Source organism: Vibrio satsumensis, from assembly GCF_050337435.1.
Taxonomy (GTDB): domain Bacteria; phylum Pseudomonadota; class Gammaproteobacteria; order Enterobacterales; family Vibrionaceae; genus Vibrio; species Vibrio satsumensis.
Map to the genome: position 1 here is coordinate 136,423 of NZ_JAKJSX010000008.1, position 22,322 is coordinate 158,744.

At 43.1% G+C, this 22,322-nt stretch carries 16 protein-coding genes; 7 read left to right on the plus strand and 9 right to left on the minus strand.

The window, feature by feature from the left end; translation table 11 throughout:
- Positions 1 to 46: 46 nt before the first annotated feature.
- Positions 47 to 1,498, plus strand: coding sequence for a catalase KatE2 (gene katE2 / locus L4C44_RS11640; protein WP_428805072.1), 1,452 nt, complete (start codon positions 47 to 49; stop codon positions 1,496 to 1,498).
- 177 nt (positions 1,499 to 1,675) lie between these two features.
- Positions 1,676 to 2,548, plus strand: a complete 873-nt coding sequence (locus tag L4C44_RS11645; RefSeq protein WP_428805073.1) for a patatin-like phospholipase family protein — start codon at positions 1,676 to 1,678, stop codon at positions 2,546 to 2,548.
- Positions 2,549 to 2,667: 119 nt separating this feature from the next.
- On the opposite strand, the gene L4C44_RS11650 is transcribed toward L4C44_RS11645, so the two are convergent.
- The 3 genes from L4C44_RS11650 to L4C44_RS11660 form a co-directional block, all read right to left on the minus strand.
- Positions 2,668 to 3,660, minus strand: a complete 993-nt coding sequence (locus L4C44_RS11650; protein ID WP_428805074.1) for a 2-hydroxyacid dehydrogenase — start codon at positions 3,658 to 3,660, stop codon at positions 2,668 to 2,670.
- A gap of 195 nt (positions 3,661 to 3,855) precedes the next feature.
- A complete protein-coding gene (locus L4C44_RS11655) occupies positions 3,856 to 4,194 on the minus strand; it encodes a TehB family protein (RefSeq protein ID WP_146491036.1) in 339 nt (112 codons plus the stop codon).
- Between the two features lie 66 nt (positions 4,195 to 4,260).
- Positions 4,261 to 5,064 carry a ferredoxin--NADP reductase gene (locus L4C44_RS11660; RefSeq protein ID WP_428805075.1) on the minus strand — a complete coding sequence of 268 codons (804 nt, stop codon included), beginning with the start codon at positions 5,062 to 5,064 and terminating at the stop codon, positions 4,261 to 4,263.
- A 342-nt stretch (positions 5,065 to 5,406) separates the two neighbouring features.
- On the opposite strand from L4C44_RS11660, the gene yihG reads away from it, so the two are divergent.
- Positions 5,407 to 6,342, plus strand: coding sequence for a 1-acylglycerol-3-phosphate O-acyltransferase, YihG family (yihG, locus tag L4C44_RS11665; RefSeq protein ID WP_327784731.1), 936 nt, complete (start codon positions 5,407 to 5,409; stop codon positions 6,340 to 6,342).
- Between the two features lie 163 nt (positions 6,343 to 6,505).
- On the opposite strand, the gene L4C44_RS11670 is transcribed toward yihG, so the two are convergent.
- From L4C44_RS11670 to glgX, 3 genes are all read right to left on the minus strand, one after another.
- A complete protein-coding gene (locus L4C44_RS11670) occupies positions 6,506 to 7,228 on the minus strand; it encodes a tRNA (adenine(22)-N(1))-methyltransferase (protein ID WP_428805076.1) in 723 nt (240 codons plus the stop codon).
- Positions 7,229 to 7,369: 141 nt separating this feature from the next.
- Complete coding sequence (locus tag L4C44_RS11675; protein ID WP_102478806.1) at positions 7,370 to 9,112, minus strand: sensor domain-containing diguanylate cyclase; 1,743 nt, start codon at positions 9,110 to 9,112, stop codon at positions 7,370 to 7,372.
- A 248-nt stretch (positions 9,113 to 9,360) separates the two neighbouring features.
- The gene (gene glgX / locus L4C44_RS11680; protein WP_428805077.1) at positions 9,361 to 11,334 is read right to left on the minus strand and encodes a glycogen debranching protein GlgX; all 1,974 of its coding nucleotides are present in this window, start codon (positions 11,332 to 11,334) and stop codon (positions 9,361 to 9,363) included.
- Between the two features lie 434 nt (positions 11,335 to 11,768).
- Here glgX and L4C44_RS11685 point away from each other — a divergent pair, with 434 nt between their 5' ends.
- From L4C44_RS11685 to L4C44_RS11695, 3 genes are all read left to right on the plus strand, one after another.
- Positions 11,769 to 13,160 carry a carbohydrate porin gene (locus L4C44_RS11685; RefSeq protein ID WP_428805078.1) on the plus strand — a complete coding sequence of 464 codons (1,392 nt, stop codon included), beginning with the start codon at positions 11,769 to 11,771 and terminating at the stop codon, positions 13,158 to 13,160.
- 78 nt (positions 13,161 to 13,238) lie between these two features.
- Positions 13,239 to 14,093: a MalM family protein gene (locus tag L4C44_RS11690; RefSeq protein ID WP_428805079.1), complete on the plus strand. Its 855-nt coding sequence runs from the start codon at positions 13,239 to 13,241 to the stop codon at positions 14,091 to 14,093.
- Between the two features lie 96 nt (positions 14,094 to 14,189).
- Positions 14,190 to 15,017: an alpha/beta hydrolase gene (locus L4C44_RS11695; protein ID WP_428805080.1), complete on the plus strand. Its 828-nt coding sequence runs from the start codon at positions 14,190 to 14,192 to the stop codon at positions 15,015 to 15,017.
- A 55-nt stretch (positions 15,018 to 15,072) separates the two neighbouring features.
- On the opposite strand, the gene L4C44_RS11700 is transcribed toward L4C44_RS11695, so the two are convergent.
- The 3 genes from L4C44_RS11700 to L4C44_RS11710 form a co-directional block, all read right to left on the minus strand.
- Positions 15,073 to 17,889: an amylo-alpha-1,6-glucosidase gene (locus L4C44_RS11700; RefSeq protein ID WP_428805081.1), complete on the minus strand. Its 2,817-nt coding sequence runs from the start codon at positions 17,887 to 17,889 to the stop codon at positions 15,073 to 15,075.
- Positions 17,890 to 17,921: 32 nt separating this feature from the next.
- Entirely contained in the window at positions 17,922 to 19,100 is a 1,179-nt protein-coding gene (gene malE / locus L4C44_RS11705) for a maltose/maltodextrin ABC transporter substrate-binding protein MalE (protein WP_123284887.1), read from the minus strand.
- A gap of 369 nt (positions 19,101 to 19,469) precedes the next feature.
- The gene (locus tag L4C44_RS11710; protein ID WP_428805082.1) at positions 19,470 to 21,101 is read right to left on the minus strand and encodes a glycoside hydrolase family 13 protein; all 1,632 of its coding nucleotides are present in this window, start codon (positions 21,099 to 21,101) and stop codon (positions 19,470 to 19,472) included.
- Between the two features lie 194 nt (positions 21,102 to 21,295).
- On the opposite strand from L4C44_RS11710, the gene L4C44_RS11715 reads away from it, so the two are divergent.
- Positions 21,296 to 22,213 (plus strand): LysR family transcriptional regulator, encoded by a 918-nt coding sequence (locus tag L4C44_RS11715; protein WP_428805083.1) that lies wholly within the window; start codon positions 21,296 to 21,298, stop codon positions 22,211 to 22,213.
- Positions 22,214 to 22,322: the final 109 nt, after the last annotated feature.

Here is a 22,322-nt window from a genome sequence, read left to right on the forward strand (position 1 = left end):
TAAGATGTGGCAACGATGCGATATCTTTAACCTTAAGGAATAGACCATGAGTAAAAAACTGACCACAGCTGCGGGTTGTCCTGTCGCTCATAACCAGAATGTTCAAACGGCGGGCAAACGTGGCCCTCAACTGCTGCAAGATGTTTGGTTTTTAGAAAAATTGGCACACTTTGATCGTGAAGTGATTCCGGAGCGCCGTATGCACGCGAAAGGCTCTGGTGCTTACGGCACATTTACAGTTACGCATGACATCACCAAATACACCAAGGCAAAACTGTTCTCTGAAGTGGGTAAAAAAACCGACTTGTTTGCACGTTTTACGACAGTAGCGGGCGAACGTGGCGCGGCTGATGCAGAGCGTGATATCCGAGGCTTTGCATTGAAGTTTTATACTGAAGAAGGCAACTGGGATATGGTGGGCAACAACACCCCAGTATTTTTCCTTCGTGATCCTCTGAAGTTTCCAGACCTAAACCATGCGGTGAAACGTGACCCGCGCACTAACATGCGTAGTGCGAAGAACAACTGGGATTTCTGGACCTCTTTACCGGAAGCTCTGCACCAAATTACCATCGTGATGAGTGACCGCGGTATTCCTGCAACTTACCGCCACATGCACGGTTTTGGCAGTCACACGTTTAGCTTCATCAACGCCGATAATGAACGTTTCTGGGTTAAATTCCACTTCAAATCTCAGCAAGGTATTAAAAACCTATCTGATGCAGAAGCAGCGAAGCTGATCGGCGATGATCGTGAAAGTCACCAACGTGACTTGCTAGACAGCATCGACAATCAAGACTTCCCTAAATGGACACTGAAAGTACAAGTGATGCCGGAAGCGGACGCGGCGAAAGTACCATACAATCCATTCGATCTTACTAAGATCTGGCCACATGCGGACTACCCATTGATTGAAGTGGGTGAATTTGAGCTAAACCGTAACCCACAAAACTTCTTCGCAGAAGTAGAGCAGTCGGCATTCAACCCGGCGAACGTGGTTCCGGGTATCAGTTTCTCACCAGACAAAATGCTTCAAGGCCGTTTGTTTGCTTACGGTGATGCGCAGCGCTACCGTTTGGGTGTTAACCATCAGCATATTCCAGTGAACGCACCTCGTTGCCCAGTACATAGCTACCACCGTGATGGTGCAATGCGTGTTGATGGTAACTTCGGTAGCACACTAGGCTATGAGCCAAACAATGAAGGCCAATGGGCAGAGCAACCAGACTTTGCAGAACCAGTATTGAACTTGGATGGTGCGGCAGCGCACTGGGATCATCGCGAAGATGAAGACTACTTCTCACAACCAGGTGACTTGTTCCGTCTAATGACACCAGAACAACAAGCAATCCTGTTCGATAACACAGCACGTAACCTAGGTGGTGTGCCTAAAGAGATTCAACTGCGTCACCTAAGACACTGTTACAAAGCCGACCCAGCATATGGCGAAGGCATTGGTAAACTGCTTGAAATCGATGTGAGCGAATTTAAGTCGTAATCAATAAACTCGTTTAAATAGTAACAAGGCCGCTGAGTTAATCACTCAGCGGCCTTTTTTATAGCCGAATTCTCTTGATAGTCTTTACCTATCAGAATGATAAATCTATCCCATTATCTTTATAGGATGGACGGGATTATCCTACGGTTATCAGTTTATAAAGTAGTAGAGTTTGAGATGAGTAAAAGCGCATTAATCGTTGAAGGTGGGGCAATGAGAGGCATCTTCGCTGCCGGAGTGTTAGACGCCTATATGGAAGACGATTTCCGTCCCTATGATTTCGCCATTGGTGTGTCTGCTGGTGTGTCGAATCTGGTTGGTTACTTATCTCAAGCGCCAAAACGCAGCTATAACGTGATTACTACGATGGCGACGGATAAAGCCTTCTTCAATCCAGCACGCTTTGCCAAAGGTGGTAACTTAGTGGACGTGAAGTGGTTATGGAACGAATCCAATCAACGTTATCCGCTTGATTGCGTTGAGCTGTTCTCAAGTATTCCACTGCTTGCCGCGGTGACTAATGTGGATACTGGCAGTGCTGACTATTATCATATTAAGCCGGAAAACTTATCTAACGTGGTTGAAGCTACAACGGCACTACCTATCGCTTACCGCGAAACTCCATGTTTCTCTGGTGGTTGTTATACCGATGGTGGTGTCGCTGATTCGATTCCGGTTCGTGAAGCTTATCGTCGTGGTGCGCGAGACATTACGGTGATTCTCTCTCACCCTCTGAGCTACCGAATGAAGCCGCAGAAGTATCAGTGGATGCTGAAAAAACTATTAAAGAAATTCCCCAACATTGCTGAGTCGATGGCGGTGCGTGCCGAAAACTACAACCAATCTTTAGAGTTTATTCGTAACCCTCCCAAAGATGCGACCATCAAGGTGATAGCGCCGCCGGAAGCATTCGCGGTCAAGCGTTTAACTATGGATCAAAGCATCTTGGATGCGGGTTATCAGATGGGTGTGAAGGCAGGAGAAGAGCATCTGGCTATTCGCAAAGGGACCTATGGGTTAGATATCGAGGATTGCCACTTCTGCATCTAACTCTGCTTTCGATATTGGCATAAACGAAAAAGCCACGCTGTTCACTTAGGAATAGCGTGGCTTTGTATTTGTAGAGCTAGTTTGTTTTTAACTCAGTCTGCTACTAACTCAAGTTGTTGTTAAACCAGTTCGTTGCCGCTGGTGTTGCCTGTAAAGAAGGCATCAACACTGGTTAGGGTTGTATTGGCGATGTTGAACAGAGCATCTTTGGTCAAGAAAGCTTGGTGACCTGTAAACAAGACGTTGTGACAAGCAGATAGGCGACGGAATACGTCATCGACAATCACATCATTAGATTTGTCTTGGAAGAACAGCTCTTTCTCGTTGTCATACACATCAAGACCAAGCGCACCAATCTTGCTTTGTTTGAGCGCTTCAATTGCGGCTGTTGAATCAAGCAACTCACCACGACTGGTGTTGACGATCATCACACCATCTTTCATCTTGCCAAATGCCGTTGCATCCAACAGGTGGTAGTTCTCTTTGCTCATTGGGCAATGCAGAGAAATCACGTCGGACTGTTGGTAAAGCTCGTCGAGTTCTACGTAATTAGCACCAAGCTCTTCTGCTAATGGATTTGGGTACGGGTCGTAGCATAAGATGTTCATGCCTAAACCTTTCAGAATACGCATGGTTGCTAAGCCAATTTTACCAGAGCCGATAACACCGACGGTTTTACCATGGAAGTTGAAGCCAACTAACCCCTCAAGAGAGAAGTTCGCATCACGAGTTCGCTGATATGCCTTGTGTAGCTTACGGTTTAAACACATCATCATACCGACGGTGTGTTCTGCTACAGACTCGGGTGAGTAAGCAGGGACACGGACGACTTGCAGGCCAAGCTCTTTGGCTGCGTCTAGGTCGACTTTATCAAAGCCTGCACAGCGCATTGCAATCAGCTTTGTGCCGCCTTGTGCAAGAATCTCTAGTACGTCTCCAGATAGGTCATCGTTTACAAATGCACAAACGACTTCGTTGTCGTGCGCCATTTTTGCGGTTGTTGTGGTGAGGCGAAAATCGTGAAAATGAAAGTCAGCGTTGAGTTCGCCTTTTGCAAGGTTAAATGACTTTTCGTCGTATGATTTTGAGCTAAAAAAAGCAATGTTGAGCATGGCTTCCTCTCTTACCTAAAATATAAAGAACCCCACATATTCATTATCTGAAACGGGAGTAAAACAAATAACTTTGTGCAGTGTGCTAGAGTTTTATAATCTTGTCTATCATCATTAGTCATTGTTATTATTAAGGTTATTTTTCTATTTAGTCACAATTACTAATTTCAGCATAAGGTTAGCCGATTGACATCTCTATCTGCTTTTACGAGTGTTGAGCGTCTTCTTAGTTTCCTTTTCTGACCAGAAGTTAATGTTGAATTGCGCGTCGTCGCTCAGCTCTACTCGATGCCAATATTGAGGTGGACTTGTGGCAAATTGCCCTGCTTGGATCGTGATAACACTTTCTGGTTCTGTCGCGTCGGCATCAGCAAAACCATAGAAGGTGACGGTGCCTTCCATTACGCAGATCTGGCCGAATACGCCTTCTGCGGTGTTATGGTGATTAAGCAATGCAGCCGGTATGTTGTCTTTGGTGAAAAATGGCGTTGAACGTTGAATTTTCCAGTGTGACGGAATACGGAAATGACTCATATAAAACCTCTTATCTGTCTGTATTTTAAATACAAGCTTTAGCTTTGATGGAGTTGGTGACTGTGATTACCAGTAGTTTTCACTGCTGAATTGGCCAGGCTTTCGGCGTAAGTGCTTCTCAAAACTTAAGCTGGTTAGTGCTTCACTTGTGTCGCGAACCATTTGCGGATTGCCGCAAAGGTAGAAGAAACTGCGGGTTTGATTGAAAGCGACAGACGCGGCTTGCTCAAGGTCGCCTCCAAGTAACAAGCTTGGGATTCGTCCGCGCAAAGTTCCGGTGACTGATTCTCTAGAAATAATTGGCACATACTTGAGTTTCCCTTGAAAGTGATCGACGAGTTGAGTGATACGGTCTCGATAAGTCAGGTCTTGCTTTGTTCTTACGGCATGAACCAGTACAAGGTTTTTGAATGAGGTGACTTTTTCAGATTCAGAGCCGTTTTGCTGCTGTATCTGCATGCTTTCGAGCATTGAGATAAAAGGCCCAACCGCGGTTCCGGTCGAAAGCATCCATAGATCATCGGCGATCTCTGGGATCTCATCTAAGGTCATAAAACCGCTTGGGTCTTTACCGACAAAGATGTCATCGCCTACCTTCAACTCATGAAGTTGAGGTGAAAGCTGACCGTTCTGATCTTTAATAATCAAAAACTCCAGATGTTGATGTCCTTGTTCGTGATCTGGCGCGTTTACCATGGAATAGGCGCGTCTTACGAACTCACCCTCACTATTTAGCAAGCCCAGTTTCGTGAACTGACCTGCCTGATAAGGAGAGACAGGAGCACTGACTTGAAGTGAGAACAGCTGGGCTGTCCATTGTGTTTTATGTAAGACTTTTCCGGTTACCAAACCATGAGGAATATCTGTCATATCATCACCTTTAAGAAGAGAGGTTATCTCATTAAGGATACTCAACTATTTACACTTTGGAGTTGCATGTAGCATGCCAATAATGAGAATGCTTATCAATACTTAGTTTGTAGTAAAAACAAACCTTAATTGTGTCAAATAGACATGATTCGCCTTAAGTCTAAATGACACTGCTGGTGTTTTTTGATGCTGACTTTGTTGATTCAGAACAATGAGCTGGTCTTTGGACATAGGCTAAATCAGTACAGTGGTTTGACCCCTCGGATATTCAACCAATTACTAAAGAGAATATTTTGTAGATGAGTATAATGGCGGCTTTCGATCTCAATATAGCCGTGTTTTATGCTTGATAATCTTCGTATGGCCTTGAACGTACTGTTCGTGACCATCAATACTGCAATGACTGCGTTTACCGTGAGTTTCTTTGGCCTCATCAAACTGATTCTGCCAATCTCTGTTGTACAGAAGTCGTGTACTCGTTTAGCTAACTTCACATTTTGGTGCTGGGCTTCGCTCAACCTTTGGATGTTGAACGTGAACAACGACATCGAGTGGCAAGTGGAAGGCGGGGAAGATATCTCGACCAAACAGTGGTATTTGATGATGTCGAATCATCTGAGTTGGGCGGATATCGTGATCTTGTCTTCTATCTTGAAAGACAAAATGCCGATGACTAAGTTCTTCCTTAAGCATGAACTGCTGTACGTCCCATTTGTTGGGTTGGCATGTTGGGGGCTAGATATGCCCTTTATGAGACGCCATTCTCGTGAGTTTTTGCTGCGTAACCCAGAGCGTCGTAATGATGACTTCGATGCAATCAACAAAGCGTGTACTAAGTTCAAACTTGCACCGACAACCTTGGTGAACTTTGTTGAAGGGACTCGTGCCAATCATGAGAAACTAGCGACAGTCAAAACACCTTATCGTCACTTACTCAAGCCTAAAACTGGCGGTGTGGCGTTTGCTCTATCGGCAATGGGTCCAATCTTAGATGGTATCGTCGATGTTACTTTGGCTTATCCGGAAAACCAGACTTCTCCATTTGAAGATATGCTGAAAGGCAAAATGACCAAGGTAGTTGTGCGTATTAAACTGCATGCAATGGATGAGAACGTGAATGGTAACTACTTTGAAGATAAGGCATTTAAACGTCGCTTCCACAGTTGGTTGAACAATACGTGGAAAGAGAAAGACGACTATCTTGATACAGTTTATGGTGTTGATACGCCCTCTGAGGTTGAAACGACTGGTGAGCCTGATGCGGTTCATAAGAAATAAGAGCAGTAAGCTTAAACCAAATTGATAGCATTAAAAAAGCCGATAGTTCATTGAACTGTCGGCTTTTTTATTTAATCGGCTTTACTAACGGTAAGCGATAAAGTTAGTACTTACTATAATCTAGTGGTAGTAAAATCAATGCTATATGCAGAACAGGTGAGGACTAAATCGCTTGGTATGCATCAATGATGTGCTTCACTTCGCTGGGTTTACCTTGCTGCTCTTGGCCTTGATGAATGCGAAGATAATGCTGCAATGTTTTGGCTTTGTATTGCTGTGATACCTTCATTTGTTCATCACAACTTGGTGTCCAGACCTTGTCACCTACGTTTGATATCTCGCTAATGTTTTGGCTATTTTCTGAATCACCTTGGTTATTACTCACCAATAACACCTCGTAGTAACGACGGTTCTCTTCGAGCAACATTTCATCAATAAGACCAAAATTGAGCGCCTTTAAATGGCTTCTCAACTCGAATTGCTGATGCACCGGACAAAGCAAGAAATCGATCGCTTTGTTTGGGTGTTGACGATGAATGTCATCGACGAGTTTCTGAGTGAGATCGCCACCGACGCCTGCAATAATAACTAGGTGTTTGCCAGTATGTTTCTCAAGCGGAATAGCGGCGACATCCATGCAGTAGACTTGCCATTGACTGGTAACCGTTTGTTCAGCTTTATTATCTTGTGGAAAGTAGTGCGCTAGCTTGTCTTCAAGTTCACTCATTAGAGACGGGACAATATCGACAAAGTGAATCTGAGGTGCTTTATTATCCGACAACAGTTGAACACCCAAAAAGCCATGATCACAGCAACAGTCCCAAATATGCTGGTAGTCATTGCTGACAAGGGAGTGGAGAGTTTGCAGTCGGTTACTTAGCTTCATAAGATTCGTGTCGTTAGAAAAGGGGATATTGTCTTATCGAAGGCGCATTGTAATGACTTTCTAGAAAAACAAAAGCACCTTGAATTTGGAACCCTAGGTGCTTTGTCGTGTGTGATAGTCTATAGGCTTGTTGGAATGCGTTTAAGATGCTTTGGCAACGGCTCTGATGTGGCTTTCCACTCGGTTCTTACCAAGCTGTTGCGCGATAAGCTTTGCCTGTTCCGCTAGCGCTAAAGCTGAGTCTGTTTCGCCTTCTATTTGTGAGTACCCCACGCTAACCCCTAGCGATAAGGTGATATCTGGAGTGACGATGGTTTTCTCCGCGATTCCGACTCGGCACTGGTCTAGCTGGAATTTGGCATCTTTCACATCATTGGCTTTGAACAATACCGCGAACTCCTTTCCTCCAACACGCGCCAAGCAAAGTCCTTTCGGCTTCGGGAAGTAATAACGTATCGATTCTGCAGTCAGCTTGATCATCTTGTCACCGACTGCTTCACCGTAGGCACGGTTTACGTGGTCGAAGTTATCGATATCAAGCAGAGCAACATAGGTATCGGGCTCGCTCGCGTAGTTTTCGATGGCGATACTGAAACTGCTCTTATTGTCTAACTGCGTCATCAGATCTTTGCTACTCAATTGATGTTGAAGCAGTAAGTTAGATAAAGAGACCTCAGTGTAATCCCGGATCATTCGCAGAATACTCTGGCTGATCGGTAAGTTTGCGTTTACGTACAACACTGCGATCAACTGCTTACGAGAGTGCAAAGGAATACAGTAATGACGTTGGTGTATTTTGAGTTTACACGCTAATGGGTCGGCGTATTTTCCGCTTCTGTAAGCCATGGTGTCCGGTGTAAATCGCTCTGCAAGGGCTTTGTCACAATGTACCGTTGACTTGTTTCCGTGATAGTCGATGGTACTGAATGCGTGGTTCTCAGGCTGATAGAGACAGAATTGAATGCCTTTTTGGTAGGTGAAGCTGTCCAGTATGGATCTTAACTCTCGCTTAAAGCTTACAAGGTCATCGACTTTATTCAGTTGTGACAAGGACACATTCAAACGATAAGCCAGATAGTTTGCGCCAATCCACAATAGAAGCAGTGAACCAAGTACCAAGCCAGTTAACGTAAATTGGTGTGAGCTGGTTAAGATATCATGGCGATCGGTGCCTGCGATGAATACCCAGTTCAAGCTGTTGTCAGCGTCAAATACCGATATTTTGAAGTTATCTTGATAGTAATATTCGTGCTTACCAACGGTTTCACCTTGTGAGAGTTGATGGCTGATACCTGCGTGATAGCTGACTGATTTAGATCCGATACGCTTTGGGTCTGGGTGGAAGACCAGTCGTTCTGTTGCTCGGTCAACTACAAACACATAGCCGTGATTAAGCGTTTTTAAGTCTCTTAATCCTTGTGTGGTGTGTAAAAGGTCAAACTCAATCCATATTTCTTCATTCAATCTTTCCGCTGTATGTTTAACTGCGAACACCCAACGACCATCTGCTTTTTGGTAAATCGAAGAGATGTAGAAATCCTCAACCACACTGTCTATTGAGTTCCATTTTATGGAATCGATTTGTTCATGGGAAAGAGGTAATCCACGACTTGATATATATTGTTGGGATTGTGGTTGGTATCGAACGATATCGGAGAAGTTTGGCGTTCTTTTTAGAATATTATCGCTCAATTCTCTGAATTTTTTATCACCGATTGGAGCCGTTTTAGGTAGGCCTAGACTGGTTTCTAAAAAATAGAGCTTGCCGAATGTCGCTTCGATGTTGGAACGAATAGTGGAGCTTGCGATACGAATGTTTGACGATGATTGTTCAGTTGCTGCTGTTTCTACTTTTTCAAGCTGAGCCACAGCTAGATAGAGCATCCCTCCAGTTAATAAAGTAATGTATGGTTTAAAAAGCCGAATTAATGTTTTAGGTAAAGCCATGATATCCAAAGACGTTATAGATTCATTTTTATAGTACGGCCATACTAAACAGTTTTCGTAATCACATCAATGCAAATGATTCCATATAAATGAATGAGTTTTGTGATATTAGGCTAACAAAAAAGCCAGTCATAAATATAACTGGCTTCTATGGTTTTCGGTGTTTTATTACGTTGGCTTAACTTTTAACTTAACTCAGTTTTGCCTGGTGAATAGTGCAAAATTGCCATCGAAGTTGGCGACAATAACATTTCACCTTCAGCATGACCTGGTTTTACATTTCGTAGGTTAGTATCGCAGATCTTCACCCAGTTTTGATCACGATCACTAGGTAAAGAAAAACGTGCTGGTGCGTTGGTTTGGTTGATCAGATAAATCAACTCGTCACCATTTTTACCAATGCCTAAATGCAGCGCAACTGAGCTTAAACGATTCCAGTCATCATGCTCCATGAGTGTGCCATCGACACGCCTCCAGAAGATGCGGTTAGAGTTACGCTTTTCGCCACTGAATGCTTTAATAAATGGCACCATGTATTGCTGACGTGCGGAGATCATCTCAGACAACCAAGTCTTGAAGTAACTCTTACGCTCTGAATCTTCCCAGTTAAGCCAGCTGGTTACGCCATCTTGGCAGTAAGCGTTGTTGTTACCTTTTTGAGTATGAGATAACACATCTGCCGTCAGAATATGTGGAATACCAAAAGCAAACAGTAAGCTCGCCATGAAGTTACGTTTCTGCTTCTCTCGCGTGGCGATAACCAACAGGTTTTCTGTTTCTCCTTCAACACCATAGTTCTCAGAGCGGTTGTCACCGTGTCCATCGCGGTTGTTTTCACCATTCTCTTCGTTGTGTTTGTGCTTGTAAGAAACAAGGTCTTGCATAGTGAAACCATCATGGTAAGTGATGTAGTTTACGGTGAGTTTGTAAGGCCAGTGCGCCGCACTGTAGATATCGCGAGAGCCCATTAGGCGCGTTGCAAACTCTTTAAGGTATCCTTGGTCACCGCGCCAGAAGCTACGAGTGATGTCTCTGAGCTTGTCGTTACACTCATTCCAACCTAACGGGAAATTACCAACTTGGTAGCCATTCGGGCCGATGTCCCAAGGTTCAGCGATGAGCTTAGTTTCTTTAAGTACAGGATCTTGAGCAACGGCTTTGAAAAAAGCGGCCTCTGGATTGTAGTTATCGCCTTCACGGCCCAGTGTCGCTGCCAAATCAAAACGGAAGCCGTCTATTTGGAACTCACTGACCCAGTAACGAAGGGTATCCATGACCAAGTTTAGTGCTGGCTGGTGAGTAAGGTCGACCGTATTACCACAACCTGTGAAGTTCGCGTAATGACAACCATGCTTAATGTAGTAGCGGCTATCCAGCGCTTTTAGATTGAACGTTGTCCCGCCTTCACCACCTTCAGCTGTGTGGTTGTATACGACGTCAAGGATGACCTCGATACCATTGCGGTGCAGTTCACGAATCGCGGTTTTGAGCTCAGTAACAGCGTCTTTTTCTGCATAGCGAGGGTCTGGCACCATGAACAGGTATGGGTTGTAACCCCAATAGTTCACTTTCCCCATATCCAATAGGTGGGGTTCATGCATGCACGCGGCAATAGGTAAAAGTTGTAGAGAATTGATATTTTGCTGTTTATAGAACGCAAGCATTTCAGGGCTAACTAACCCTAAGTAACGGCCTTTAGTATTGGTTGCTACTTCAGGATGAAGTTGAGATAGGCCTTTTACATGGGTTTCAAAAAGAACGGTCTCTTCGCGGCCAATTCTTGGTTTTTCTACGCCTTGCCAATCGAAAGTGTCATCAATAACAACACATTTCGCCATAGCAAAGCTCTTCTCATTGGTATACGGCGTGACGTAATCGAGCGGTTCGCTGATTGCTTTGGCATACGGGTCTGAAAGTAGGATTGGCCCATTGTCAGTGTCAGCAATGAAGCCGTATTTTTGCCCCGCTTTTATACCATCAATAAAAACATATCTGATATCAGCGTATTCATTTTCCAACTTATAAGTGGTGAATTCATCGTTCTCGTCAAAAAGAGCAAGAGAGAGGGATTTACAGTCAGGAGAATAAATTGAGAAGTTACAGCCAGTGTTTCCTAGCGTTGCGCCTAGTGGATAAGGGCGAGCGAGCGTTCTAGTCATTGCTTGATTTCTTGTTCGTTTATCGACATCAGTGAACTATAAGTAAAAAGCTTTGTCACAGTAAGGTCAAGCAACTTCACAGAATAATTATTGTTAAAAAAATAATTTACCGATTAGGTTCAAATTATATATTTGAAGTAGATCTCACTTAAGGTGAATAATTAGATCTGTGTGCTGTCTACTCCTCCTAGATTAAGTGATCTAACTCCTGTAAACACCGTTCTGTATAGTTTCTACTCCCTTCTCATCCCCCTTGATTTAGTTCAGGGCGGAGGAAGTAAAACTTGTCATCCCCTCTTAATATTGGCTCCGTTGAAACGAATCAGGGGAAACCCTAAACCTCTCTATCTTACGTCCGCCATAACTGCCTTTGGTTGTCGCAAGAGAGCAAAAATATAAAACCTAAAAATAAATCGTCCTTAATGGAGTTAAGAATGAAAAAAGTAAGTTTGATTGCTGCTGCAGTGGCTTCTGCATTAGTCGCTGGTTCAGCGTTCGCAGAAAATGAAGTGGCACTTGATGTAACAAGTGGTGATTCTGCAATGGAAGTTGAGGTGAAAAACCCTACTGACGTTATTGCTGATGGTTGGGAAGTTCATGGTTACATGTCTTCAAACGTTCGTGTAGTAGATGGAAAAACTGTAGACACTGAATTTGGTAAGCCAGATTACAAAACAGCGGGTACACACGGTAAGAGTACTAACCAAGTTGAATTTGTAATTAAGAAGCACTCTGAATACCAAAATGGTGTGTGGGCTGATTACGTTCTTCGTACTGAATATGGTAATGGCAACTCTTATGCATATACTTCTTCTGGTAGCCAAAAAGCTGATACAACAGCTCAATTTGAAGTAAAGGAAGCATATGTTGAGCTAGGCGGCATTTTAGGTGAAGACACTTCAATTTGGGGTGGTCAACGTTTCCTAAACCGTGCCGCAGGTATTCTGTCTGGTGAGTTCTGGAAGCAATCATCAGGTATCGGTGCTGGTATTCAAACTAAGTTAGGTGGTAATACGGCAGGTATTGCGTACGTAATGGCGGACCCTGAAGCGGGTGAAGCAGATCAGTTAGTATGTACAGACCCAACCGATCCTAACTACGACCCAGCTCAGCCTTGTAAAATTGAAAACCGCGATGACCGTTCAACGGCTTCATCTATTGACCTTTACTACTACGGTGTAGATGTTGGTATCGGTAGCATGGACTTTGACTTTAAATATGGTCAGAAACAAATCGATGGCGGTGAAAACGAAGACGGTATCGGTGCATCTGTAACGCTTAATACAAGCTACTACGGCTTAGATGGTTGGACACAAAATGCGATTGCATACGGTACTGGTGTAATGCAAAACCGTGGTGTTAACTTCGGTGGCTGGTCTGGCGGTAATGATGATGCAGAGTCTCTATTCTTGACTTCTTACGGTGTACTAAATATCTCAGAAAGATGGCAACTAGGTACAGAAGCGACATATATCACAGCTCTTGATGAACTTTGGGGCGCTAAAGGCCTAACACGTTATATTGTTGCAGCTCGCCCTTCTTACAAACTGAATGACAACATTCGTCTAGAAGCAACAGCTTCTTACGGTCACGAAGAAGGTGATGAAGGTTACTGGGGTCGTACAGGTGACGATGTAGAAAGTAACATCATTAACTTAGAGATTGCTACAGCATTTACGGCAAACTCAGATTACTTCGGTCGTCCACAGGTAAAACCTTACATCAGCTACATCAAAGCTGATGACGATGCAAGTGCTAAGCAAATTGGTATCGAAAACGGTAATGACCAGTTTGTATTCGGTGTGCACACTGAAATTTGGTTCTAAACCATTTGCAGTCGAAGGCAGCCAATTGGCTGCCTTTTTCCGTTTCCCCAACAACAACCAATAGTGAGAGAGATTAAAATGAAAAATAAAAGCTCTATGTTAGCCGTGGTACTAGGTGCCTTGCTAAGCGGTTGTGCTTCAGATGCTCAAGTTCAAACTAAATTAGATGCACCAACCAATGCAGAAGTATGCTGCAGCGATTTTTCGCAGTTCCCATACGCACAATTGAATGACAATGAAGATTTAAAATTTGATATCGACTTGGGTTCACCTGTCGGTACATTTGCGACCGGTAATAGCCACTTTGCAGCGTTCAAATTCAGCGAACGCTCTGGTGAGATGGTAGTAAAGCTCTCTAGTTTGATGATCGATGATTCTGTTTTCGCTCCAGAAGCTATGCTTCTTGATGAGAACTTCAAGCCACTAAAAACGCTAAAATTCGAAGACTTTAAGGTTCAGGCATCCGATGCTTTTACTCGTACTAGCTACATTGAACGATTACGTGTTGATGCAAGTAAAACACCTTATATCATTATCTACACACCAGCTGATGAGCTAGGGAAGGCGATTAAAGTCGATCACCCTGCGAAAGTTCGAGCGAAAGAATTTGGTGAAGTGATGCCTATGGTCACTGATCCTGTATATACAAATCAACTAGGTGGTCGTTTAGAACTAGAAGTTGAAACCTTAAAACTTCGTCCTTACCGCGCTCAAGCTGCAGTAGTACCTGTAGCTGCTGTGGCAACTAATAAAGCTAAAGTCACTCCGGAAATCCGTGTTCAACAAGAAACACAAGATTTCTACTTATCCGCTATAAAAAATGCGGTTGAATCTGGTGACGTACCTAAAGCTTTAGGCTTATTGGATGAAGCGAAGGCGCTTAATGTGGAAGGTGCTCAAGAAGCCTTTGTTAGAGCCGTTAACGCAAAATAGTCTAGTAGGTTATTAACTTAATAGATTAGATGAAGCGCTCCTGTCAGGGGCGTTTTTTATATCTGAATTTATAGAAATTTTAGGTTTGAGGTTTTGATGCGATCTGAATTGATTATTATTGATGAGTTCTTCATTCCACAATTGAATCGTACTCGAACGATTCGAATATACCTTCCAATAGGCTACCACCAGTCAGATCAAGCTTATCCAGTTTTGTACATGCACGATGGTCAGAATGTCTTTGAAGAGTCTACAGCGACTTATGGGATGTGTTGGGAAGCACAAACGACACTTGATGAGATGCAAAGGCTTGGTAAGTTGTCAGGGTTAATTGTCGTCGCAATCGACAGTAGCGATGAGCTCGATAAAATGGGCCGTTATAATGAGTATTCACCTTGGAAAGCACATCGAAACATAAAAGAATTGGGCGTTGATGACGGGCTACTTAAATTTGGTGGTGAAGGTGACGAGTATATGGCTTTTATTAGTCAAACATTGAAGCCTTATCTCGATCAAAAGTACAGAACCAAGCCGAGCCGTGAATTTACTTATCTTGCTGGTAGCTCCATGGGTGGGTTAATCAGTTTGTATGGCGGCTGTCTATACCAGAACATCTTTGGTGCAATCGGGGTGTTCTCACCAGCTTTTTGGTTTAATAAACCCTCATACTTCCAGTATATAGAGGATACTGATTTCTCATATCCAATAAAAATATATATGGATATGGGAACGGATGAAGCCCGTGACAATACAAAGGTAAACTTTGCAGGTGTATATCTGAGTGGTTCGAGGGAAGTAAATGAGTTATTAACTCAAAAGAAGAATGTGACATTTTTTTACCAGGAGTGCGATGGACATAAACACAATGAGCTGGCTTGGTCTTTGCGATTCCCTGATTTCATCGACTTTATTTTTAGAAAATAAAAGAAGACCTAGTCATATTAGGTCTTCTTTTATATAGGCTTTCTATTAACTCACTTTAATCCTTGGCGGCAGCTAGTTCTTGCTTATTTCGTTTGTTTAATAGGTAGTCATTGTTCATCAAACAATGGTGCTTCCTTGTAAAGTCGGGCTTAGCAAACTGTAAGTCATTTAAGATGGCGTAATTTGGTTTAGGTTTGATATCAATATGAGCTTGCTTATGGCTCACAGTGACCTGTTGATGACTGTCTACCACTATTTCTAACTGATCTGTTAATGGTGTCGAGATAACGGCAACCGACTCTCGATCTATATCGAGCGTGAGAACTAATGTTAATTCAGCACGACTAGGATTTTTTGATTGAATGCTGTAGTGAGAGGCACCGTTTTTAGCTTCAAATGATAGTTGCAGTTGGTTTCCCTGACCAAATGGTAACGAAGCTACTAATTCACTCCAACAGCTTGGAAGGTTTGGTGTCAGGTGAATCTCGTTGTCTAACAAGCGCGGGCGGAATCCCAAATAATCCTGCTGCGCATTACGTGCATACTCTGATACTGACCAAGCTTGTGCAAATGTCCCTGACTCTATCAGAGTGCTATCACCCGTTTGATACGCATCCAAATTCTCGCTCATGGTTCCTCTACAGCCTTGAGTTAGGATTTGTTTCGCCAAGTTTTTGGACAGCTGATAACTAAAATCCTGTTGCTTAAATTTGTTGAGAGCAGTGATGGTGAAGCCAGCATTCCATCCCCAAATCGTCCCATTGTGATAAGCAGCGTCTTTATGGTACTTAGCTTGGTTGTCGTGATATGGATGAAAATCGACATGCTCTTGTTGTAATGAACATATCCCCCATGGAAACAGGAGCTTTTCGACAGCGTTCTTTACGATGTATTGCTCTCTTTCGCTCTGATTGAGTTCAACCTTCTGAGGAATAGAAATCGTCATAAGTTGATTTGGGCGCACGCTATAGTCAGGTTCATCGCCTTCTAATAGATGGTCGGCCAAACGATGATGAGTGTTATCCCAAAACTTGTCAGCGAAGGTTTCCTTCACCCTGTCGGCTCTGCGTCGCCAACTTTTTATCGATTCAGAATCCCCCACCAATGTAGCGAGTTGAATGGCACAATTTAAGCTTTCAAACCAGAGAGCTTGAATGTCATTGGCTTTCGGCCCGCGAGGAGACCATGGTGTCATCCCATCAATTTTTGCATCCATCCATGTATCAGGATGGCGATGTGCCATCAAACTATCCTCAGTTAAGTAGTGTTTTTCGACGCCTTTAATGAAACGTTTGAGAGTTGGGTAAATTGCCTTCGCAAAGGTTTTATCTCCAGAATAGTTGATGTATTCAAGTGCTTCCCGAATCATCCATGGAGTGCCATCAGTGGTGTTATAAATGATGTTCGTTTTACTGGTTACTCGATTAGGTATTCGACCAAAATTCGCGGAGCTTTCGTCGAGCATTTGCATTGATGCAAAGTTTTCGATGATCTCTTTTGCTTCGTTGAATAAACCATTTACCAAGCTTGTGCCAGACAACGCGATAAACGTATCGCGCCCCCAACAGTCCTTGAACCAAGGCAATCCAGCCCAAATACCAGTGCCGAACTCATGACTCACAAAGGTTCGGCTTGCAAGGCGCGACCACATAACCGCTCGGTTGTATTCAAGGTCGTTAGTCCATAAGTAGTTATTGGTTAAGAACTTATAAATGCGTTGTTGGTGCAGTACGTGTTCGTTATTTTTTACAGCTTGATCTACTAATGAAGTCGCAGCGTCGAGACTTTCAGCAAATCCTAAGTAGATCTGGAATTTTGTTTGTTTTTTCGCCGTGGTCAGCATGAGTTTTACGTTGCTCTCTGATAGCAGAACAACGTCGTCAAGTTCATGGTGAGAGTCTAGCGATACCTCTCTCGCATGCATTGCACTATGACTGCCGATAGCTACAAACTTTGGAGAGCCTTCGGGGCAAACTTGTTCGCTTAGCTCAAATACTACATTTTTGTTTGAGGTATGAACTTTGGAATGAACAGTCGGTATGTTGAGTTCTGGAATCAAACTTAGAGCACTTGGAGTGTTCGATGAAACCGTTAACGACATGAGCCTAGAACCTTGAATAAGGCTTAATGATTCTTGGCTATTGTCATAATGATGTTCAATACCATAAGGCATCAAACTGGCATGTTTTGCCTCTGATTTATTATTGAGTTTACCATCGACATAGCTTGCAAAGCTTCCCAGAATCCAGCCTTGATGATGGCGGTACTTTCCACTGTTTACATAGCTATAGGTTGTTCCGTGATAATAGCCATCGACATTGTCTCCAAAAACAAACGGAAATGATTGTGTGTCTGAGATAGCGAGTTTTTGGAATAGTTGGTCGTGCGGCATTGCAAAATCAGGGTGGCTCCAGCTAGGTAACGCCTCCTCAACTTCAATCAGGTGGCTATCAACAGCTTCTCGTTGAGGTGTTGATAGATCATTGTATTCGCCTTTTGTTACGGTGAGCGTTGGAGTCGAAGAGGAGAGTCCAACTTTCAATGAGTATTGACCTGCTTCTGTTGGTGATAGCAATAGGTCATTGCCAATGCCTTGCGTGTTGATGAGAGGTATTGTTTGTTCGAGGTTGCAAGTCGTTGCATTACTTTCATGCCCTGAAAGAGTCCATTGCTTGGTTCCATCTAAATCCGAAATTTTGAAACGATACTGGTCGGTAGATAGGCAGATGCTAGCTCGGTAAGAGCCGTCTTGTTCTTTAATTAGTGGGGTGTCTAACCCCCAACCATTAAATGTACCTTTTAGGTAAAGAGTAGGGATTTGCATAACGAGGTGACTTCCAAAACAAAAAAGGCACAGCATACGCTGTGCCAAAGGGACAATAGGATATTAATAAGAAGAAAGGGTTATTTGGTAATTTGCTTCGCAGCTGTGTCTAGTGCTTCTTTAACGGTTTGCTTACCTTGCATTGCGTTATCGATAGCAGCGCCTTCAGCGAACCAGTAAGCGGTCATCTGAGGAATGTTTGGCATAATTTCGCCGTTTTCAGCATTGGTCATTGTTGACTTAATACGCTCATCACTCTCAAGGATTTTTTGGAATGATTTTAATGTAACTGCACCAAGAGGCTTGTCATCATTCATGGTTTTTAATGCATCGTCTTGGAATAGGTAGTTTTCTAAAAACTCTACCGCAAGGTCTGTATTTGGACTTGCAGCATTGATACCAGCGCTTAGAATTCCAACAAACGGGTTACCTTTACCACCATTTAATGTTGGTAATTCTGCCACGCCATAATTAACACCAAGCTTATCTAAGTTCCCCCAAGACCAAGGGCCGTTAATGGTCATCGCGACGTTACCATTAGTGAACTCAGCTTCAGCGACTGAGTAATCCATATTCGGGTTAACAACCCCTTGGTTTACCATATCAACTAAGAATTGGAGACCGTGAACACCAGCTTCGTTGTTAACGCCTGTACTTTTAGCGTTATAGCCCGTTTCTGTTTTCTCGAATGCGAATGCACCACCTGCAGAGATCATTGGCCATGTGAAGTAAGCATTTTTCACATCCCACATGATGGCTTTTTTGTCTTGTTTAGCCATCTCTTTTTGAATAGCGGCAAGCTCTTCCCATGTTTTTGGCGGGTTAGGTAGTAGGTCTTTGTTGTAGATTAGAGAAGGAGCTTCGATTGCTAAAGGGTAGCCGACAATTTTACCATTCACCGTAACCGCATCCCAGCTGAAGTCGACGAGCTTATCTTTGAACTCTTTGCTTGGGTTTAGTTCATGAAGTAAACCTGACTCTGCGTAGCCACCAAAACGGTCATGTGCCCAAAAAATGATATCAGGACCGCCACCTGTCGCTGCGTGTTGTTGGAACTTCGCTTCTAATGAATCTGGGTACTGAACGTTGATCTTTACGCCAGTATCTTCTTCGAATTGTTTACCAATTTCAGCAAGGCCTGCGTAACTTTTATCGCCGTTAATCCAGATCGTGATTTCGCCTTCTTCCATAGCAAAAGCTGGCGCATTGAAAAGAGCAGCAAGTGTACAAATAGACAGTGTTTTCAATAGAGGTTTCATAGTTTCATTCCATATTCAGAAGGTTATCCATAACGATAATCACTTCTATCAGTTCTTATTATCTGGCTTGATTTTATCGGTTTATTTTCGTCTTGAGAAATAGGTAAATGGGCTGGAGATATAGTAAAAATCTATACCATGATAATAAACCTAGAGTTTTAGAGGCTGCTGGAACGCTTTTGTGATGTTGAACGTGAAAAGAAATGTGAAGGTGGGCTCAAACAAATTGATGGTGTTTGGACAACAGTTTGATAGGGAGAAGATTGCTTATGCTGGCTTGTGCTGTGTAAGTTAGGTTCAAAGCTTTAGGATAATAAAAAAGGCAAGGTGTGACCTTGCCTTTACATGGGGGCTGGATCTTTAGAGGGGCTAGAGTTTTAGCGCAAATGATTCATACGGAGCTAGGTGTAATTGCGCATCGACACTTAGAATTTCACCGTAGTTACTGATTAAGCAAACTGGTGTTTGAGTTTGATATTGTTCAGGCGTTTCAAGAGCGAGTGACTCCCCAGAGAAGTTACATACAACCAGTAGTTGTTCACCATCCAGCTCTCGGACATAAGCAAAAACTTTGTCATGTTCTTCAAAAACAGGAACGAATGATCCGTAAACAATTGCTGGGTGAGCTTTTCGTAATTCGATCAATTTCTTGTAGTGATAAAAGATTGAATTTGGGTTCGATAATGCATCTTGAACATTGATCTGAGGATAGTTTGGGTTGAGTTCAATCCACGGTGTTCCTCCGGAGAAGCCTGCGTTTGCCTGATTACTCCAATGCATTGGTGTTCTGGCATTATCACGGCTGTTCTCATGAATGGCGTCCATCATGTGCTCATGAGTTATACCAGATTCCGTTTTCACTTTGTAGAAGTTATGAGTCTCGATATCTTTGTACTGATCTAAGCTGTCGAAAGCGACGTTCGTCATACCAATTTCTTCACCTTGGTAGATATAGGGCGTACCCTTCAAGAAGTGTAAGCAAGTCGCAAGCATTTTGGCTGACTCAACTCGGTAGTTTTTGTCGTCGCCGTATTTTGATACTAAGCGTGGTAAATCGTGGTTGTTCCAGAATAGGGAATTCCAGCCGCCATCTGCCAATTCTAGCTGCCATTTAGTCAGAACATTCTTGAACTCTCTAAGGTCGAGTGGAATCGGATTCCATTTGTCACCGTTTTCCCATGTCAGGGTAATGTGTTCAAATTGGAATACCATTGATAGCTCATTTCTATCTTGTCCGCTGTATAGCTTAGCGATCTCTGGTGTTGCGCCCCAAGTCTCTCCAACGGTTAACAAATCTTTATTGCCAAAGGTAGCCTGATTCATTTGTTGTAATAGTTTGTGTAGTCTTGGCCCGTTGCCCGTAATTCCTTTGTCGATCTCTTTACCGATAAGGTCGATCACATCTAATCGGAAGCCGCCGATGCCAAGATCAATCCACCAGTTCATCATATTATGAACTTCTTCTTGTACCTTCGGGTTTTCCCAATTCAAATCTGGCTGACGTTTTGAAAATAGATGGAAGAAGTATTGTTGTGTTTGCTCATCCCAGTGCCAAGCGCTACCGCCGAAAATCGATTCTTGATCATCTGGTGCGCTGCCATCCGGTTTTGCATCGCGCCAAATGTAATAATCTCGATATGGGTTGTCTTTTGAGGAGCGTGCTTGCTCGAACCAGCGGTGCTCGTCTGACGTGTGGTTTACCACTAAATCCATGACAATTTTAATGTCACGTTTCTTGGCTTCGTCCATAAGACGTTTCATGTCTTCCATGCTACCAAACTCTTTAGCAATCGCTTGGTAGTCGGAGATGTCATAACCATTATCATCCATTGGAGACTGATACACGGGAGATAGCCAAATGACATTGATACCAAGCTCTTTGAGGTAGTCGAGCTTGCTTATAATTCCATTCAGGTCGCCAATACCGTCATTATTTGAGTCTAAAAAGCTACGCGGGTAAATTTGGTAGACTACTGCGTCATGCCACCATTTCTGTTCCATCTCAATTTCCACTTAATTAGTTAATTGTCTTTACTATAGTCACTTCAACTTTCTGTGGGAAATAGCATTCCTAATGTTCTATATAGAAAAATCCTATATCATGGAGGTTATTCGCTGTGCAGTGTGTACGGTGGTCTAATTTGCTGAAATTCTAACCTCGCATTTTGTGATCGAATGCAAACTAAGAGAATCCTATGAATAAGCTATACCGATATTTTCTGATGGTTGCCCATACCGGTAGCATTAAAGGTGCTGCTGAAAAGCTGAATATTAGCCAACCTTCCTTAACCGCGGCTATCAAAAAGCTTGAGAGTGATATTGGTGTCGCTATTTTTGTTCGGAAATCAAAAGGCGTTGAGCTCACCGAATATGGGCTTTTGTTTCGTGAATTTGCGCAAGAGCAACAAGAAAAGCATCTGTCGTTAATGCACCGATTTACTGATATGCAGCAGCGTCAATTAGGTAAGCTAAAGTTAGGCACTGGAGAAGCTTGGTGGGAGCAATTTGTTTGCGGGGCTGTTGCTGAATATAAGAAAAATGAATCGACAGGTTCACTACATTTGGAATTCGGAAATAATTTGTCCTTGATGCACCACTTGGTTCAAGGCGATATCGATTTGTTTGTTGGCCATGAAATTTATGGGTTGCATGAACGATGCAAGGTGACTTTTTATCCCTTATTTCAAGACAAAGAAGCAGTGTTCGTTCGAAGTGGTCATCCATTACTAGCGAAGAAAAACTTAGGCTCCAGTTTGTTAAGGCGCGACATGTTGGAGTTTCCAATACTCCAAGTCACTCCCGATCATTCAAGGCACAATTCCGTACTCTCAGATCACGTAAACTCACAGCCTGGAGGGCGTGACACTGAAACAGTAGGACGCGATATCTATGACGTTGATTCTCTATTCGCTAGTTTAGATATGTTAAGAATGTCAGATGCTGTGATGCCATACAGTCATAAAATGTGTGATTGGATGGAAGAAAGAGGTTTTGAAACTTTGTTGATTGATGACTCTAAGCGAGGGAATGTTGGACTTTACGCGAAGCAGGGGGCGGATGACCTGAAGATTAAGAGTTTCATCGATATCTTACAGAACGTTAATTTCAATTAGATTGTAAACGCGATTAGAAGGTTGATTTTAGGTGACCTAATCTAGTCATTTATTGTCGTATCTAGGTACTTAACATGACAGAAATATCACGTTAAGTACCTCTTATGCG